The sequence below is a fragment of the Heterorhizobium halophytocola genome, assembly GCF_017873095.1.
GTDB lineage: Bacteria > Pseudomonadota > Alphaproteobacteria > Rhizobiales > Rhizobiaceae > Allorhizobium > Allorhizobium halophytocola.
Genome location: NZ_JAGGJU010000017.1, coordinates 11,592 through 28,139, shown reverse-complemented (window position 1 = coordinate 28,139; position 16,548 = coordinate 11,592). Strand labels below are relative to the sequence as shown.

14 protein-coding genes are annotated in these 16,548 nt (G+C 63.6%); 9 read left to right on the top strand and 5 right to left on the bottom strand.

Annotation, left to right across the window (positions count from 1 at the left end; translation table 11 throughout):
• Positions 1-78: 78 nt before the first annotated feature.
• Positions 79-1,932: a methyl-accepting chemotaxis protein gene (locus J2Z17_RS23770; RefSeq protein WP_209949081.1), complete on the bottom strand. Its 1,854-nt coding sequence runs from the start codon at positions 1,930-1,932 to the stop codon at positions 79-81.
• Between the two features lie 378 nt (positions 1,933-2,310).
• Here J2Z17_RS23770 and J2Z17_RS23765 point away from each other — a divergent pair, with 378 nt between their 5' ends.
• Positions 2,311-4,500 (top strand): anthranilate synthase, encoded by a 2,190-nt coding sequence (locus J2Z17_RS23765; protein WP_209949079.1) that lies wholly within the window; start codon positions 2,311-2,313, stop codon positions 4,498-4,500.
• Positions 4,501-4,569: 69 nt separating this feature from the next.
• Here the strand turns inward: J2Z17_RS23765 and J2Z17_RS23760 are convergent, their stop codons facing one another.
• Positions 4,570-4,884 (bottom strand): HigA family addiction module antitoxin, encoded by a 315-nt coding sequence (locus J2Z17_RS23760; protein ID WP_209949078.1) that lies wholly within the window; start codon positions 4,882-4,884, stop codon positions 4,570-4,572.
• The gene (locus tag J2Z17_RS23755) at positions 4,856-5,140 is read right to left on the bottom strand and encodes a type II toxin-antitoxin system RelE/ParE family toxin (RefSeq protein ID WP_209949076.1); all 285 of its coding nucleotides are present in this window, start codon (positions 5,138-5,140) and stop codon (positions 4,856-4,858) included. The genes J2Z17_RS23760 and J2Z17_RS23755 overlap by 29 nt, the downstream gene beginning before the upstream one ends.
• Before the next feature lie 472 nt (positions 5,141-5,612).
• On the opposite strand from J2Z17_RS23755, the gene J2Z17_RS23750 reads away from it, so the two are divergent.
• From J2Z17_RS23750 to J2Z17_RS23740, 3 genes are all read left to right on the top strand, one after another.
• The gene (locus J2Z17_RS23750; protein ID WP_209949074.1) at positions 5,613-6,530 is read left to right on the top strand and encodes a cation diffusion facilitator family transporter; all 918 of its coding nucleotides are present in this window, start codon (positions 5,613-5,615) and stop codon (positions 6,528-6,530) included.
• Positions 6,527-6,991: a preQ(1) synthase gene (queF, locus tag J2Z17_RS23745; protein ID WP_209949072.1), complete on the top strand. Its 465-nt coding sequence runs from the start codon at positions 6,527-6,529 to the stop codon at positions 6,989-6,991. Before J2Z17_RS23750 ends, queF begins: the two co-directional genes overlap by 4 nt.
• A gap of 232 nt (positions 6,992-7,223) precedes the next feature.
• Complete coding sequence (locus J2Z17_RS23740; protein WP_209949069.1) at positions 7,224-9,449, top strand: putative bifunctional diguanylate cyclase/phosphodiesterase; 2,226 nt, start codon at positions 7,224-7,226, stop codon at positions 9,447-9,449.
• A gap of 117 nt (positions 9,450-9,566) precedes the next feature.
• On the opposite strand, the gene J2Z17_RS23735 is transcribed toward J2Z17_RS23740, so the two are convergent.
• Complete coding sequence (locus J2Z17_RS23735) at positions 9,567-10,139, bottom strand: HupE/UreJ family protein (protein ID WP_209949067.1); 573 nt, start codon at positions 10,137-10,139, stop codon at positions 9,567-9,569.
• 461 nt (positions 10,140-10,600) lie between these two features.
• Here J2Z17_RS23735 and J2Z17_RS23730 point away from each other — a divergent pair, with 461 nt between their 5' ends.
• The 5 genes from J2Z17_RS23730 to J2Z17_RS23710 all read left to right on the top strand — a co-directional run bounded on the left by J2Z17_RS23730 (position 10,601) and on the right by J2Z17_RS23710 (position 14,993).
• Positions 10,601-11,761, top strand: a complete 1,161-nt coding sequence (locus tag J2Z17_RS23730; protein ID WP_245224325.1) for a sensor histidine kinase — start codon at positions 10,601-10,603, stop codon at positions 11,759-11,761.
• Positions 11,762-11,805: 44 nt separating this feature from the next.
• Complete coding sequence (locus J2Z17_RS23725; RefSeq protein ID WP_209949065.1) at positions 11,806-12,186, top strand: response regulator; 381 nt, start codon at positions 11,806-11,808, stop codon at positions 12,184-12,186.
• Positions 12,187-12,955: 769 nt separating this feature from the next.
• Positions 12,956-13,261: a cold-shock protein gene (locus J2Z17_RS23720; protein WP_209949063.1), complete on the top strand. Its 306-nt coding sequence runs from the start codon at positions 12,956-12,958 to the stop codon at positions 13,259-13,261.
• A 194-nt stretch (positions 13,262-13,455) separates the two neighbouring features.
• A complete protein-coding gene (locus J2Z17_RS23715; protein WP_209949061.1) occupies positions 13,456-13,653 on the top strand; it encodes a hypothetical protein in 198 nt (65 codons plus the stop codon).
• Positions 13,654-14,111: 458 nt separating this feature from the next.
• Positions 14,112-14,993 (top strand): AraC family transcriptional regulator, encoded by an 882-nt coding sequence (locus tag J2Z17_RS23710; protein WP_209949188.1) that lies wholly within the window; start codon positions 14,112-14,114, stop codon positions 14,991-14,993.
• A 30-nt stretch (positions 14,994-15,023) separates the two neighbouring features.
• Here J2Z17_RS23710 and J2Z17_RS23705 read toward each other — a convergent pair whose 3' ends face one another.
• Positions 15,024-16,472 carry a S10 family peptidase gene (locus J2Z17_RS23705; RefSeq protein WP_209949186.1) on the bottom strand — a complete coding sequence of 483 codons (1,449 nt, stop codon included), beginning with the start codon at positions 16,470-16,472 and terminating at the stop codon, positions 15,024-15,026.
• Positions 16,473-16,548 lie beyond the last annotated feature (76 nt).

The window sequence follows — 16,548 nt, the reverse complement described above, 5'->3', positions numbered from 1 at the left end:
ACTGCAGAATCTGTGGGCGGCCGCGGCGCAGATGTTGCCAAAATGCCGCCCGCGGAAAGCTTGCCTGTGCTTGCGGTGTCAGGCGGCCGCCCGACCGCGTATGGTGGCCGTCTTTTCCCGATCTTTCTCCGTGTCGCGCACCTTGTGGCGACGGTTGAAGACGAACTGGCTGACGAGCCTGACCAGCGTTGCGACCTCGCCTTCGAGCGCATGGGTGGCGGCGGTGGTTTCCTCGACCATGGCCGCATTCTGCTGGGTGATCGTGTCCATCTGGTTGACCGCCTGATTGATCTCGGAAAGACCGGCGGACTGCTCGTTGGCCGAGCCTGCGATCATTTCGACATCCCGGGCGATGCTGCCGATGTCGTCGGCAATCTCGCCGAGGGCAGCCCCCGTGCGGCGGACGAGATCAACGCCGCCCGCGACTTCCTGCGTCGAGCGGTCGATCAGGTCCTTGATCTCCCGGGCGGCCGCGGCAGACCGCTGGGCCAGTTCGCGAACCTCCTGGGCAACGACGGCGAAACCCTTGCCGGCATCGCCGGCACGCGCGGCTTCGACGCCAGCGTTCAGTGCCAGCAAGTTGGTCTGGAAGGCGATCTCGTCGATCACATTGGTGATCTTGCCGATCTGGCCGGAGGCTTCCTCGATCCTGCCCATGGCGCCAATCGCGTCCTGCACCACGGCCGTCGATTTTTCGACATTGCGGTGCGCGCTGCGGCTCTTCTCGCGGGTTTCTGTCGCGCGCCCGGAAGAGAGCCGGACATTGGTGGTGATCTCCTCCAGCGCAGCTGCCGTCTCCTCCAGCGCCGCGGCCTGCTGTTCGGTGCGCTTGGACAGCTGGTCACTGGAACTGCGCAACGACACCGTGTTGTTCTCGATCTCACGCGCCTTGTTCAGCACCTCGGTCATGCAGTCCTGGAAGACGCCGAGCGATTTGTTGAAGTCGTGGCGCAGCACTTCGAAGCGCTGCTCGAAGGGCTCGTCCAGGGTGAAACGGATGTTGAAGCGCGACAGACGTTCGAGGCCTGCGCCGAGATCGGTCACCACCTTTTGCAGGCATTCGGCCTCGTGGATCTGTGCCGCCAGGCGGTCGGCGCGCTCCGCATCGGCGGCGGCCTCCAGCTTGCGGGTCTCGGCGGAGAGGCGCTCCTTGTCGATGCCGGCCTGGCGAAAGATCGCGACTGCCTCCGCCATGTCGCCGATTTCGTCGGAGCGATCGCGGTACGGCACTTCGGCCTGGTAGTTGCCGGCGGACAGCTCGCCCATATAGGCAGCGATGCCCTGCAACGGCGAGATTGCCCTTTGACGGAAGATGAAGAGGCCGGCAAACAACGCCAGGAAAGCGGCGCCGCTGACCGACAGCGCGATGCGGTTGAGAACCTCCGAGTGATGGACACCGTTTTTCTCCACCTGCGCGGTATAGGCGCGGGCGGCCTTGACGAGGGCCGCGATTTCCACGGCCTGGGCCTCGTACTCCTTTTCAAGACGGTCCATGCTGGCCTTCAGCGCGCGCTCGTCGCCGGCGTGCGCGGCCGGAAGATAGGCGGTCATCACTTCGTCCCAGAAGGCCTTGGCGCGGGGCTCCAGGCGATCGACGATCTCGGTGCGCAATGCCTCGGGAATCGAAGCGGTTTCCCAGTATTTCTCACGCGTCGCGTGACGCTGCTGCAATGTCGCCAGACGCTCGGCATTGGCTACCAGCCGTTCCGGATGGGCCTTGATGTCCTTGACGAGCAGGAAGGGCAGGAGGGCGGATAGGTCCGGCGAAGTGGTGTCGGTCAGCAGTTCGTTGGCTGTGACGATCGCCTGGTATTCATCGCTGCCGATTTTCAGTTTCTCCAGCGCATAGACCGTGATGCCGAGCGCCGTGCCGAAGCCGATGACGAGCAGCGCGGCAAAAAGCATCAGACTTCGCGAAATCGTAATTCTCATCTCGGCATCCCCTCAAGCCTGCCGGAACGCGCCGGCCAAGTTTCGGCAATTGTTTTACGATTTTCTACTTAAGAAATACCTACTTCATGCAATCCAGCATTACCGCCGCGACCCGCCTGCAATCCTGCGCACCCCGCCACACCGCCTGGAACGGGCCCTTCGAATTTGCCTGTTGCGCTTGCCGATCAGCCGCGCTATCTGTTCGGCCATGCAAAACCTGACGCTGAACAATGGCTGGTGGTGGTGGCACGCTTAACGCGGCCTTGACCAGTCATGTCCAACGACAAGTGACCCCAAAGCCGCCCGGAAACCCCGAAGGCGGCTTTTTTGTATTCAGCCGCCAGAAAACCGGGCCTGAGACGACGACAAGAGGAACAGATGGCGACGATCATTCACGACGACGGTTCGGAAACCTATCAGACACGCGGCGGCATTGCCGTTACCCGCAAGCGGCGGCCGACCGATTACGGTGACGCGATCGCCTCCTATGTGGAAAAACTCGACAGCCGCCGGGGCGCCGTCTTCTCCTCCAATTACGAATATCCGGGCCGCTATACCCGCTGGGACACGGCAATCGTCGATCCGCCGCTCGGCATTTCCTGCAATGGCCGCGCGCTGTGGATCGAGGCGTATAACGGTCGGGGCGAAGTCCTGCTCGGCTTTATCGCCAAGCGGCTGGAAAGCGTGGCCGAAGTCCGCTTCGGCGACCGAACGGCGCGGCGCCTCGATCTGACGGTGAGGACGCCCGACCGGGTGTTTACCGAGGAAGAGCGCTCCAAGGCGCCGACCGTGTTTACCGTGCTGCGCGCCGTCGTCGATCTGTTCTATTCTGAAGCCGACAGCGCCATCGGCCTGTTCGGTGCCTTCGGCTACGACCTGGCCTTCCAGTTCGACGCCATCGATCTGAAGCTGACGCGCCCCGACGACCAGCGCGACATGGTGCTTTATCTGCCCGACGAGATCCTCGTCGTCGACCATTATTCGGCCAAGGCCTGGATCGACCGCTATGATTTTGCCCGCGACGGGCTGACGACCGAAGGACAGGACGAGGCGATCGAGGCCGACCCGTTCCAGCCGACCGACGTGATCCCGCCGCGCGGCGACCATCGTCCGGGCGAATATGCCGAACTGGTGGTCAAGGCCAAGGAGAGCTTCCGCAAGGGCGACCTGTTCGAGGTGGTGCCGGGGCAGAAATTCATGGAGCGCTGCGACTCCAAGCCGTCGGCGATCTCCAACCGGCTGAAGGAGATCAATCCTTCGCCCTATTCCTTCTTCATCAATCTTGGCCACCAGGAATATCTGGTCGGCGCCTCGCCGGAAATGTTCGTCCGCGTCTCGGGCCGGCGGATCGAGACCTGCCCGATCTCCGGCACGATCAAGCGCGGCGACGATCCGATCGCCGATAGCGAACAGATCCTGACGCTGCTGAATTCGAAGAAGGACGAGAGCGAGCTTACCATGTGCTCGGACGTCGACCGCAACGACAAGAGCCGCGTCTGCGAGCCCGGTTCGGTCAAGGTCATCGGCCGCCGGCAGATCGAAATGTATGCCCGCCTGATCCATACGGTCGACCATATCGAGGGACGGCTGCGCGACGGCATGGATGCCTTCGACGCCTTCCTGAGCCACGCCTGGGCGGTCACGGTGACCGGTGCGCCGAAGCTCTGGGCAATGCGCTTTGTCGAGAACCATGAAAAGAGCCCGCGCGCCTGGTATGGCGGCGCGATCGGCATGGTCGGCTTCAACGGTGACATGAACACGGGCCTGACGCTCAGGACCGTGCGGATCAAGGACGGCATCGCCGAGGTGCGGGCTGGCGCCACGCTGCTCAACGATTCCGTGCCGGAAGACGAGGAGGCCGAGACCGAGCTGAAGGCATCGGCCATGCTGGAGGCGATCCGCGACGCCAAGTCGGGCAAGAATACCAAGGCGAGCCGCGGCGTCGCCAAGGTCGGCGAGGGGATCAAGATCCTGCTGGTCGACCACGAGGACAGCTTCGTCCACACGCTTGCCAACTATTTCCGCCAGACGGGCGCGACCGTGTCGACCGTGCGCACGCCGGTGCCGGAAGAGGTGTTCGACCGGCTCGATCCGGATCTGGTCGTCCTGTCGCCGGGTCCGGGCACGCCGTCCGACTTCGACTGCAAGGGCACGATCAAGAAGGCCCGCGCCCGCAATCTGCCGATCTTCGGCGTCTGCCTCGGGTTGCAGGCGCTGGCGGAGGCCTATGGCGGCGAGCTGCGGCATCTGGCGGTGCCGATGCACGGCAAGCCGTCGCGCATCCGGGTGCTGGAGCCAGGCCTGGTCTTCTCAGGGCTTTCAAAGGAGGTCACCGTCGGACGCTATCACTCGATCTTCGCCGACCCCTCGACCCTCGACCGCGATTTCATGATCACGGCGGAAAGCGAGGACGGCACGATCATGGGCATCGAGCACGTCAAGGAACCGGTCGCTGCCGTGCAGTTCCACCCGGAATCGATCATGTCGCTCGGCCAGGATGCCGGCATGCGGATGATCGAGAACGTCGTGGCGCATCTGGCCAAGCGGGCGAAGGTGAAGGCGGCGTGAGGGGAGCGATGGCACAAGTTGATTGGCAGGTAGCGGCGGCAATGCTCCACCTGCCAATCAGCCAATCGTTCAGGCAGCGTAGGGTTGGATGCCGATAAGGTCATCCTCGATCTCGCGGCGACGCTGCATAAGGTCGTAGTCGGCTTGCAAGCCAAGAAAGAAGCCGTCGGAGAGACCGAAATAGCGGGCCAGTCGCAGATCGGTATCCGCCGTTATGGCGCGCTTTCCCAGCACGATCTCGTTGATCCGTCGCGGTGGAACGCGAACGGCGCGTGCCAGCGCGTTCTGGCTGAGTGCCATCGGCTTCAGGAAATCCTCCTGCAGAACGTCTCCCGGATGCGGGTTCGGCAGAAGTTCAGTCGTGGTAGTCGACGATTGCGACATCGCAAGGCCCTCCGTCAGTCCATTCGAAACAGATGCGCCACTGATCGTTGATCCGGATGCTGTGCTGGCCGAGGCGATTACCCTTCAGCGCCTCCAGCCGGTTCCCGGGCGGCACTCGGAGATCATGAAGAACGCGCGCATTGTTCAATAAGCGCAGCTTGCGCAATGCGACGCTCTGAATGTCCGACGGCAGCTTGCGGCTCCTTCGGCCCGTCCAGATCCGCTCGGTTTCAAGATCGGCAAAGCTTCGGATCATCTACTTATCGTAACGCAGCACGTTATATAACGCAAGCCGTCATGGTGCGGGGCGTAGTCGTGTTGCTAGCCGCGTAGCATCACCCTCAAGTTATAATTGTCCTGCAGGATGGGCTTCCCCCTCGGCGGTGATCGCCGGAGACGAAGATAGAGAGCAGGCGGCCGAGGCCCCGTCTCTGGAGACCGGAGTGGGTGCAGTGACCGTTCAGTCTCCGCCAAGCCAAGACCCGCAGGCGCTGACCGGTCATGGGTGCGGCCGGCCGAGGTCGCGGACAACCCCTCCTTGAGGGCAGGCGGGCGCATGGCGTATCGAAGCGGTTCTGCATCGCCGCGTGCTTTGGCTTTGACAAGACCGGCCGGCTGAGTCATACCCCGGCGAAAGACAGAAACCGTCCGCGCTTTGCCGCGGGCGGTTTCGTCGTTTTGGAATTGCGGTTTGCAAATCGCTCGCAACAGCATGGAGACTAAGGGCCATGACGGCAGACAGCGACACACGGGTGCAGCGCCTGGCGTTCTGGGGAATACCGCTCGCGCTTGGCGTGATGGGGCTGAAGCTGGTCGCCTGGTGGCTGACCGGCTCGGTGGCACTGCTGTCCGACGGGATGGAATCGACGGTCAACGTGGTGGCCGCGGTCATCGCCTATTTCGTCGTGCGCTATGCGCGCAAGCCCGCCGACCACGATCATCCCTACGGGCACCACAAGGCGGAATATCTCTCGGCCGTCCTGGAGGGCGTGCTGATCGTGATTGCGGCGCTGCTGATCCTGCAGGAGGCGATCGACGCCCTTGCCCATCCGAGCGTGCTGGTGGCGCCGGTGACAGGGCTTGCGATCAACGCGATGGCCGCGGTGATCAATTTCGTCTGGGCGCGGATCCTGATCGGAGTCGGGCGCAGCCATCGCTCGCCGGCGCTTTTGGCCGACGGCCAGCACATCATGTCCGACGTGGTGACGTCGGTCGGCGTGCTGCTCGGCCTGATCCTCGTGGTCTATACCGGCTATGCGATCCTCGATCCGCTGCTTGCCATCGTCGTGGCGCTCAACATCATCTGGCAGGGCTGGAAGGTGATCTCGCATTCGGTCGACGGGCTGATGGACAAGGCCGTCGAGCCCGGTGAGGTCGAGGCAATCAAGGCGGCGATCGCGGCCCATTCGGCCGGCTCTCTGAACGTGCATTATCTGCGCACAAGGCGGGCAGGGGCGGTGACCTTTGTCGGCTTCGATCTGGTCGTGCCGGGAGACATGACGGTTGCGCAGTCGCATGTGATCTGCGACCGGCTGGAGGTGGCGATCAGGCAGGTGCAGCCGGGTGCGCGGATCACCATCCACGTCGAACCGGAAGATGAAGAGGCGCACGGCGATCGTGTGACCGTCGAGGAGACTAGGCAATGAGCAAGACCGATGTCAGCGGGCTGTCGCAGCTCGGCAATACCGTCGAGGCGCCGACCGCGCCGGAAACCGCGATTCTGGAAAAGGTGCCGAACGGCAATGCCGGCACGGATTATGTCGTGCGCTTTACCGCGCCCGAATTCACCTCGCTTTGCCCGATGACCGGCCAGCCGGATTTCGCCCATATCGTCCTCGATTATATTCCCGGCGACTGGCTGGTGGAATCGAAGTCGCTGAAACTCTTCCTGTTTGCCTTTCGCAATCACGGCGCCTTTCACGAGGACTGCTCCGTCTATATCGCCAAGCGCCTGGTCGAGCTTCTGGAGCCGAAATGGCTGCGGATCGGCGCTTATTGGTATCCGCGCGGCGGCATTCCGATCGATGTCTTCTGGCAGACCGACGAGCCGCCGAAGGGCGTCTGGCTGCCGGAGCAGGGGGTCGCCACCTATCGCGGCCGCGGCTGAGTACTGCCGTCCCAAGGCCAGTTGCGCGATTGCTAAAGCGGAAGCGTTTCCAGCGGTTTGAAGATGGTTTGTGCGCTTTCTGATTCCACTGGCTCATGTGGCGGATGAGGCGCGCGGAGGCTCTTCATCAGCAAGCTCATTATTTTGACTTATGAAGTATTTATGCAGTGAGCTACGCTAAAATTTAACGCTTGCCGTGACATGCTGGGCCTCGCAATCTAGCGAGGGGATAATGAAAATTCGCAGCAGCGGGCAGACCGGTCGGGGTTACCCACTTCGCATATTCGTCTTGTCGGGCCTTGGCGCCAGCCTCATCATGATGATCGTGCTGGCCTTCCTCTATGTGTCCATGGACGGCGTCGACAAGACTGCGAGCGCGCGCGAGATCAAGATCGCGACGCGGCTGATCAATACCTTCCGGTCGCGCATCGGCCACGAACAGGAAAGCACCACCGTCTGGGACGATGCCGTCAACCATCTCTCCAGTCCCCCGACCCCCGATCGCGACAAGTGGATCGACGACCATCTCGGCAGCTGGATGCAGCGCTATTTCGGTCATGACGCCGCCTTCGTCGTCGATGGCGAAGACAAGCCGATCTTCGCCTCGATCGAAGGCAAGCAGGTCGACAATCACCGTTTCGACAGCCTGCGGCCGGCCATTCTGGGCATGGCCAAGGGGCTTCGTGCCAGGCTTCGCCAGGGTGGCGGCAGCGTGCGTGCCGGCCAGATCCTGTCGCTGGGGGCCAGTGACTACGGCTATTTCGAAGGCCATCCGGCGATCCTCAGCGTCAAGCCGATCATCGCCAAGACCGGGGTTCTGACGCAGCCCCCAGGCGAGCAGTATCTGCATGTTGCCGTGCGCCGGCTCGATACCGATTTCCTCTCCGACCTGTCGGTCGAATACGGCTTTGCCAGCCTGCATTTCGCCAGGCAGTTGCCCGGGTCGCGCAACGAGACGGCGCTGCCGCTGCTGCGCAGCGATGGCGCGGTCTTCGGCTATTTCGCTTGGCGCCCCGATCGTCCGGGCCTCGCCTACCTGATCTCGATCATGCCCATGCTGGTCGGCATGTTCTTCGCGATCGCCGTCGGCATCTTCATCTTCTCGATGATGCTGGAGGATCGCGAGCGGCGCAACAAGGCGCAGGAAGACCGGATCCGCTATCTCGCCAACCACGATCCGCTGACTGGCCTGCTCAACCGCTCGGCCTATGACCGTGTGCTCGACCGCCGGGCAGCGACGCCGGAGACGAAGCAGTTCGCGCTCGTCTATCTCGACCTCGACCGGTTCAAGCAGATCAACGACACGCTTGGCCATGCCGCCGGCGATGCGGTGATCCGGGCCGCCGCCAGCCGTCTCGGCGCGCTGCTGCCCGAAGGTGCTGTCGCCGGGCGTATCGGCGGCGACGAATTCAACGCGCTGGTGCCGTTCGAGCGAGTGGAAGAGATCGAGGAATTGTGCGCGGCCATCCTGGAGGCAGTCAAGGCGCCGATCCCCTACGAGAAGCACAAGATCTCGGTCGGCGTGTCGATGGGGGCTGCGACCTTCCCGGTGGACAGCACCGACCGCGAGGAACTGGTGCGCAAGGCCGATGTCGCGCTCTATCATTCCAAGGCGCGCGGTCGCGGCCAGTTCGCGATGTTCGGGCCGGAGATGGACGACCATGTGCGCGAGCGGGCGCAGCAGGAGCGCGACCTGCGCAATGCACTTGCCGATCCGTCTCAGTTCAGCGTGCTCTATCAGCCGAAATATGCCAGCCGTGGCGGCGATATCGTCAGCGTCGAGGCGCTGGTGCGCTGGCATCATCCCGAACGCGGCGAGCTTCTGGCCAACGATTTCATACCGCTGGCCGAAAAGACCGGTCTCATCCGCGAGCTCGGCCGCCATGTGCTGGTGGAGACCTGCCGCACCGCTGCCGACTGGTCGGTCGGCAAGGTCTGCGTCAACGTCTCGCCGGTGCAGTGGAACGATCCCTATTTCGCCATCAGCGTGATGGCCATCCTGAAGCGCTCGAATTTCGATCCGAAGCGGCTGGAGCTGGAAATCACCGAAAGCGCGTGGATGGAAAACGGCGCGATCTGCGGCCGCAACATCAATACGCTGCGCGCCATCGGCGTTACCGTCGCGCTCGACGATTTCGGCGTCGGCTTCTCCAGCCTCAACCGCTTGCGCGAGGCCGAGGTCGACCGGGTGACGATCGACAAGTCGTTCATCGAGGGGCTGGGCCAGCGGCGCGGCAATGAGACAATCGTCAAGGCGATCATCGATGTTGCCCGCTCCAAGGGGTTGAAGACCACCGCCGAGGGTGTGCAGACGCCGCAGCAGGTCGATTTCCTGAAAGCGCTCGGCTGCGACAGCTTCCAGGGCTTCCTGCTGTCGAGGCCGCTGCCGGAAAGCGAGATCGAGGCGATGCTCGGCGGGCAGCCGGTCGAGGAAAAGCAGCTGTCGCTGGCAAGCTGAGAATACAAGGTGAACAGAGGGGACCGGGTTCGGCGCGGAATGCGCATATCCGGCAACCGGAATCCAAAACGGCGGGCCAGGCCCGCCGTTCGTGTTTGTTCCGCAAAGTGGCGGAAATCAGCCGAGCATCAGGGCAGCACCGCCGGCAGCGGTCAGCAGGCCGAGGGCACGGGTCACCTTCGGGCCGAGGCGGTTGAGGCCAAGGCCGGTAGCGATGCCGGCCAGATGCAGAAGGGCCGTCGCCGCAAGGAAGCCCGCGCCGAACTGCCAGGCGCCGGCGGTCCCCAGCTCGCTGCCATGGGCATGACCGTGGAAGAGGGCGAAGACGCCGACCAGAGCGGAGGCCGCCACGACATTGACGCGCAGGGCTGTTGCAACCAGCAGGCCGAGACCGACGACCGAGGCGAGGATGGCCGGTTCGACGAAGGGCAGGGAGACGCCGGCAAGCGCCAGGCCGAAGCCGATCGCCATGGCGCCGATGAAAGCGGCCGGAACCGCAAGCAGCGCACGGCCACCGATCTGGCTTGCCCAGAGACCGACGGCGACCATGACCAGGATGTGGTCGGGGCCGGTCAGCGGATGCGAGATGCCGGCCAGAAAGGAGCCGTGCTCGGCCGGGTTCAGGTGGGCAAGGGCCGGTGCGGCGGCGGCCGCAAAAATGGTGGCGGTGATGGAAAGTCTCTTGAACATGATTGTCCCTCGTTATGGTCGACACAGGCGCCCGGATATCGGTCGCGCCCCGTCCGATCTATAAACACCGGATCAGAGTAGCGTAACCCGTTTTCGTCTGTCCATGGCGAATTGCTGCGACGCCAAACGGCCCGCCGACCCGGTCGTGTGATGCCTCAGGCCCACTAGCGGTCGTCTGGCCGGGTTCCGGCGTGCATGTCGAAAACGGCAGTTGCGGAGAATCAGCAAGGCGCCGGATCGCCGAATCCGGTGGCCTTGGCCGACAAGCGGCGGCAGCCAGACCCGTCCAAAACAGGGGGCTCAAGGCGGCCTCCTTGCCCTCACAAGCGACGGCCACAGAAAGAACGTGACTTTCGCTGTTGCCCCGTTATCGTTGTAATCGCAGCAATATCGCCCTTCTCGTCGCCGCTGACCGGGGACATCTATCAGGTTTCAATCATCCGCATGGCCGAGACGTTTCAATGACCACGAGCAATGGCTGGACAGGCCTGGAAGAGGTTCCGCCGGTATCGGACTTTCTCGCCGGCCCCGGCCGGATGGAAACGCGGTTTCGCGCGTTCGACTGGTCGCAGACCGCCCTTGGCGCGCCGGAGACCTGGCCGGGCCCGCTGAAGGCTAATGTGCGGATGATGCTCGGCTCGCGCCAGCCGGTCTGCATCTGCTGGGGGCCGGAACTGATCACTCTCTACAACAACGCCTTCGCGCCGTTTCTGGGGGTCAAGGATCGCAACGCGCTCGGCCAGTCGTTCCAGACGATATGGGCGGAGATCTGGGACGATCTGCTGCCCTTCGTGCGCAAGGCGCTGTCGGGCGTGGGCACCTGGGTCGAGGATCTGCCGCTGTTCATGAACCGCTATGGTTTCCAGGAGGAGACCTACTGGACCTTTTCCTACAGTCCGCTGCACGATGCGGACGGGCGCATTGCCGGCTTCATCAATATCGCGACGGACGCCACGCCGCATGTGCTGATGCAGCGGCGGATGACGGAAAACATGGCAAAGGCGCAGGAATATATCGCCGAGCACCAGGTCGCCGACCGGCAGAACGTGGTCCTGCATCAAGAGATGCAGCACCGGATCAAGAACATGCTGGCGATGGTGTCTGCGGTGGTGTCGCAGTCGCTACGCCATTCGTCGTCGCTGAAAGAGGCCGGCGAGACCATCGGCAGCCGGATCATGGCGCTCGGGCGGGCGCAGGACATCCTCACCCAGAGCGATCTGGTCAGCGCCGATATCGCAGCGATCGTGAAGGCGGCATTGAGCCCGCATATCGACAGTGCGCACCGGGTCACCTCGAACGGGCCGGACATTGCCATACCGGCCAAGCAGGGGCTCGGCCTGTCGCTTGCCATCCACGAGCTTGCGACCAATGCGGTGAAATACGGCGCGCTGTCGGTGCCGGCCGGGACCGTCGACCTGTCCTGGCAGGTGAGCGAGGGCCGGCGGCTGAATTTCGTATGGCAGGAAAGCGGCGGGCCCGCCGTTTCGGCGCCGCTGCGGTCCGGCTTCGGCTCGACCCTGACCGGCCGCGTCGTCGCCGCCTATTTCAACGGCACCGGCCAGACCTTCTACGAGCCGCAGGGTATAAAATTCGTGCTCGACGGGGTCGTCGACCGGGAATAGCAAGAATAAATGGAACCTTTCCCGCGCCACAACCCTTGCATAGGATGACAGACACCTCAAGAAATTCCAGCGTCCTGGTCGTCGAAGACGAACCGCTGATCCTGTTCGATACGATCGACATGATCGAGGCGGCCGGTTTCATCGTGCATTCGGCCTCCAACGCGTCTGATGCGCTTGGATTGATGGCGGCATGTCCCGATATCGGCATCCTTTTTACGGATGTCGACATGCCGGGTCGGATGAACGGCCTCAAGCTCGCCGAGACGGTGCGGGGACGGTGGCCGGCCGTGGCGATCATCATCGTCTCCGGGCTGCACCGGTTGAACGGCCATGATATCCCCACCGACAGCCAGTTTTTCTCCAAACCCTACGGCCAGAAATTCGTGGTCGGCGCTCTGGAGGCAGCCGATAACAGATTCGTCTGAGCGCTATTCTCGGGTCAATCGAAGTCAAAACGGCAATTCGCCTTGTTTTCGCGGTGTTTTACGCTATATTTGAACTGCTGGTATCTTGATCGGTGCCTGGAATTTCATGGCCGACAATAGTCGGGCTCCGCCTTACACACGATTTTGTCTTTCCGATCCGCATCTGTCGCGTCTCCGAGGAGGGCCGGGCGCAACGATCGCAACTCCCTTTGCCGTGTTTCAAGCTTCAAGGATCGTGCCGTTGTCGTCGTCGACCGAGGCGCTGGAATTGCGACCGGTCTCGGCATGGTGATGGTGCTCCCGGTGGATCCGGCGGCGACGGCTGGCATGGTCCGTGCCCCGGACGGGTCCCTCGAGGCAAGCCCTTCCGGATGCCGGTAGACAGGGGGATGCCATGCCGGCTGGCAATTGCTGCAGGGCGGCAGTGCGGCGGAGGCTGGCAGGGACGGCAGCGGGAAGATGCGCGCTTTCCTGTCGCGGAGGATCGGTCGATCCCTGGCTGACTGCCTGCGCGGGATTGCCGCAGGGTTTTTGACGCGCGGTCCGCGGGCAGGAGGCCGGGAGGGCCGCAGACTGGGAATGCCTTGGCCAATGGGAGATGTGGTCAGTAGATCAAAGGCCAGCGGGACGCGCGGACCTCGATGCGAGGCCGGGGCTAAAGCGTGCGGGGTGCCGCTGCCGATCGCCATCAATTTCATATGCGGGAAGAGATCAGGTTTTTCGGACCCGCGATATTCATATCTGTCATACACACGAAAGAGAGGACGCCATGTCCAGTCAAACCTACGTCTCAGGCGATGCCGTCGTGCTGAAGAGCGGAACGTTCCGCCAGCCCGGCCTGGCGCGCACCTGCAGGATTACGGCCGTGCTGCCGGAGCAGCGCGGTGCGGTGCAGTACCGGGTGCGGTTCGGCGACGAGAATTTCGAACGCCGCATCGATGGCGACGACATCGAGGCGCAGGTCTCGGAAGAGGACGCAGCAGCGCTGGAAAGGTCGGCGACGCCGTCTGAAGAGGGTGCCCGCGACCGGGCGGCGCCCTGGGTCACGCCGGTTGCCATCAAGGCAAGACGCTAGCCCCTTGCCAAGGGGGCAGAGAGCCTGTGGGTGCGGGCGATGATATTCCCACACGACAGCGGATCCGCCCGCAGCCGCAACAGGACGGTGATGTGGGCTGCAATCGGGCCGCGTCCAGATTGTCGATGGTCCGACCGCGGCTTTCACCAACCCTTCGTTTCACCCATCGAATTTCATCATCCAAGGAGAAAAACATGACCGCAACCCGAGACCAGTTCTTCAAGCCCGGCAAGATGGCGACCCAGTCCAAGGCCGAGCTGAGCGATTCCGCCGCCAAGCAGATCATGGCCGCCGAAGTCGCCGCCCGCGAGAAGAAGACCGAGAAGCTGCGCGCCCTTCGGCTGGCCCAGCCGGTCGTCGAGGCACCGGCCAAGAAGGGCCGCGCCAAGTAAAACTCAAACGCGCCCGCTGCGGAGATGCCTTCGCGTTGCCTTGAACGCTCGAATGCTTCTGCGGCCTCCTCGAGGCCATCTGCCCGGTGATGGAAACTGTATCGCCGGCTTTCTGCCAGCACGGTGGCGTGCAAGGCAGAAGAGGCGAGCCTTTCATCGTCGAGCCTTCGTCATTGTAGCCGCGACATTGCCGAACCGGACGCCGTCGGGAGGTTTTTGCCTGCTGGTGTGGGCGTCGGCGGGGCATTTGGCATGCGAATCCTCGGCATGCAGATCGTCTGGCGGCTTCCCGTCCGTTTGACGGTCATGAGCTCGCGCTTTTGCTCAGTCGGGCCAGCCTTCAATCTCCCTTCCGTTTCCTTGCACCATTTGCCGCGAATGCCGGACAAGACCGCAAGATCGGTCGAGCGCGTGCCGCGCGCATGCGCTTTATTGGGTGGTGCCACGCAGGAGGGATGATGGAGAGGCAGAGCCAGGTTTTCGACGACCGGATGCAGCGGGTACTGGATCACATCGATCGGCATCTGGATTGCGATCTGGACCTCGACAGGCTGAGCAGCATTGCGGCGTTTTCGAAATTTCATTTCCATCGGCAGTTCTCCGCGACCTTCGGGCTGTCGGTGCATCGCTATGTCCAGCTCGCCCGAATGAAGCGGGCGTCGCATCGGCTGGCCTTTACCAGCGCCGAAAGCGTCACGGCCATCGCCATGGATGCCTGTTATGAGGCACCCGATGCCTTTGCCCGCGCCTTTCGCCAACGGTTCGGGCAATCGCCCTCGTCCTTCCGCAAGTCTCCCGCCTGGGGGCCGTGGCTATTGGCCTTCGGGCCGCTCGACACTGCGAGGAGCAAGCGCATGCCAAGGACCTTTACCCCTGATGATGTCGTGATCCGCGATGTGGCTCCGACGCCGGTGGCGATCCTGCAGCATCGGGGAGACCCCGCTCTGCTGGGCGCCACGCTCCAGCGCTTCATCGCCTGGCGCGAGGCGGCCGGACTGCATCCGGACACCAACCCGACCTTCAATATCTGGCGCTCCGAGCGGCGCCCGGCCTTGCCGTCCGACTACAGCATCGATCTCTGCGTCGGGACCGAGAAGCCGATCGACGGTGCAGGCGGGGAGGTGGTGCCGGGCGTGATCCCCGGCGGGCGCTGCGCCGTGCTGCGTGTCGTCGGCGATACCGGCAATCTGGAACCCGCAGCGCTCTATCTGTACCGCGACTGGCTTCCGGCAAGCGGGGAAGAGTTGCGCGACTTCCCGATCTATTGCCAGAGGCTCAGCCTGTTTCCGCAAGTGCCGGAGCACGCGGCGGTGGCGGAGCTGTTTCTGCCGCTGACATAGCGCTTTTGCGACGGCCGCCGCCTGCCTCCATCAGTTGGTCGTCTGCGCCGCGTAGAAGGCCTCGGCGTCGGCGCTGGCCGAACGTCGCTGGTCGGGATCGGTGTAGAACATGTGGCCGCCGCGATAGAGCTTCAGTTCCGTGCGGCCCTCAGACAGCGTCGGCGGCAGATGATCGAGCACGTAGCGGCTGGCGCCATACGGGGTCAGAATGTCGCTATAACCCTGGAAGATGGCGAGGCGAAAAGCGGGAATGGTCGACAGCAGATCGCGCAGGTCGCCGGAGGCATCGGCATCCTCGCGGCTGCCGTCCCAGTCCCATTTGCGGTTCACATCGGTATTGAGCAGGCTGTAGGTTATCTGGCAGTCGAAGTTCAGCGCGTTGCGCGCATAGGCGGCAAAGGCCGGACCATAGGCCCGGGTATAGCCGTCGAGGATCACGTCGTCATTGTGATTGCCGGAGAATTCCGGATAGGCATCTGCCACCGTGCGACCGCCGTCATAGAGGCTGACGACCTTGCCGGGGCCGGCCGACTGCTTGGTATAGGCATCCCCGATAAAGCCGCGGCCGTCTGCCACCGTCTGTTCCGGCAGGCCGGTGAGGTCGGCGATATGGCCGTAGAGCCGGTCGGCCTCCTCGCCGGAAGGCGCAGGGCCGGCCAGCGAGACCAGATAGTCGCCCATGGCGAACTGTTCGACATCGGCCATCTTTTCGGCCGAGAAGGTGCCCTCGCGTTCCATTTTCGCGGCCGCCAGTGACGGCAGCTGCACGGCGGCCTGGACCGGGTCGAGATCGTGATCGGGCAGGAAGCGGCCGTCGATCAGGGGTGAGATCATGATTGCCCCCGAGGTCAGGATGCCCTGGCTTTCCTTCAGGGCGGCCGCCACCTTGGCTGCGCGGAACCCGCCATAGCTTTCGCCGAGCAGGTATTTGGGAGCCGCCAGCCGGTTGTTCTTCTGGGTATAGAGGGCGATCGCCTTGGCAAGGCTTTCCGCGTCGCTGTCGACGCCGTAAAAGCCCTTGGCCTTGCTCTCGTCGGCCGCGCGGCTCCAGCCGGTGCCGACGGGATCGATGAAGACGAGATCGGTAAAGGCAAGCCAGCTGTCGGGATTGTCGCTGAGCTCGGGCCGGGTTCCGGCATCGGCGTCCTTGTCGAATTGCAGGATGCGCGGGCCGACAAGGCCGAGATGCAGATAGGCCGAGGCTGCCCCGGGGCCACCATTGAAGACGAAGGTCAGCGGCCGGTCCTTCGCCGCGTCGTCGGCGACATAGGCGGTGTAGAAGATCTTGGCGCTGGGTGTGCCTGTCCCGTCGAACAGATCGAGCGTGCCGGCGGTCGCCTTGTAGGCGAGCTTGCCGGTTTGCGTCGTCAGGACATGCTCGGTGGTCGCATCGGGCGGGATCATGCCGAACAGGCCGGCGCGGCCGTCACTGCGCGTCTGTTGCTGGGCTGCGGTGTCTTGCGCCTGATCCTGCGCCATGCCGGCTGCGGGCAGGGCGGTGGCGAGAACCACAGAGACAAAGGCTGCGCGGTGGAAGGGGCGAATGGGCACTTTG

Bases quoted from the DNA above. Each gene is read 5' to 3' on its own strand.
- J2Z17_RS23770 (WP_209949081.1), bottom strand. From the start codon at position 1,932: ATGAGAATTACGATTTCGCGAAGTCTGATGCTTTTTGCCGCGCTGCTC.
- J2Z17_RS23730 (WP_245224325.1), top strand. From the start codon at position 10,601: ATGACCACGAGCAATGGCTGGACAGGCCTGGAAGAGGTTCCGCCGGTA.
- queF (WP_209949072.1), top strand. From the start codon at position 6,527: ATGAGCAAGACCGATGTCAGCGGGCTGTCGCAGCTCGGCAATACCGTC.
- J2Z17_RS23750 (WP_209949074.1), top strand. From the start codon at position 5,613: ATGACGGCAGACAGCGACACACGGGTGCAGCGCCTGGCGTTCTGGGGA.
- J2Z17_RS23760 (WP_209949078.1), bottom strand. From the start codon at position 4,884: ATGTCGCAATCGTCGACTACCACGACTGAACTTCTGCCGAACCCGCAT.
- J2Z17_RS23710 (WP_209949188.1), top strand. From the start codon at position 14,112: ATGGAGAGGCAGAGCCAGGTTTTCGACGACCGGATGCAGCGGGTACTG.
- J2Z17_RS23705 (WP_209949186.1), bottom strand. From the start codon at position 16,472: ATGGCGCAGGATCAGGCGCAAGACACCGCAGCCCAGCAACAGACGCGC.
- J2Z17_RS23720 (WP_209949063.1), top strand. From the start codon at position 12,956: ATGTCCAGTCAAACCTACGTCTCAGGCGATGCCGTCGTGCTGAAGAGC.
- J2Z17_RS23740 (WP_209949069.1), top strand. From the start codon at position 7,224: ATGAAAATTCGCAGCAGCGGGCAGACCGGTCGGGGTTACCCACTTCGC.
- J2Z17_RS23725 (WP_209949065.1), top strand. From the start codon at position 11,806: ATGACAGACACCTCAAGAAATTCCAGCGTCCTGGTCGTCGAAGACGAA.
- J2Z17_RS23715 (WP_209949061.1), top strand. From the start codon at position 13,456: ATGACCGCAACCCGAGACCAGTTCTTCAAGCCCGGCAAGATGGCGACC.
- J2Z17_RS23755 (WP_209949076.1), bottom strand. From the start codon at position 5,140: ATGATCCGAAGCTTTGCCGATCTTGAAACCGAGCGGATCTGGACGGGC.
- J2Z17_RS23735 (WP_209949067.1), bottom strand. From the start codon at position 10,139: ATGTTCAAGAGACTTTCCATCACCGCCACCATTTTTGCGGCCGCCGCC.
- J2Z17_RS23765 (WP_209949079.1), top strand. From the start codon at position 2,311: ATGGCGACGATCATTCACGACGACGGTTCGGAAACCTATCAGACACGC.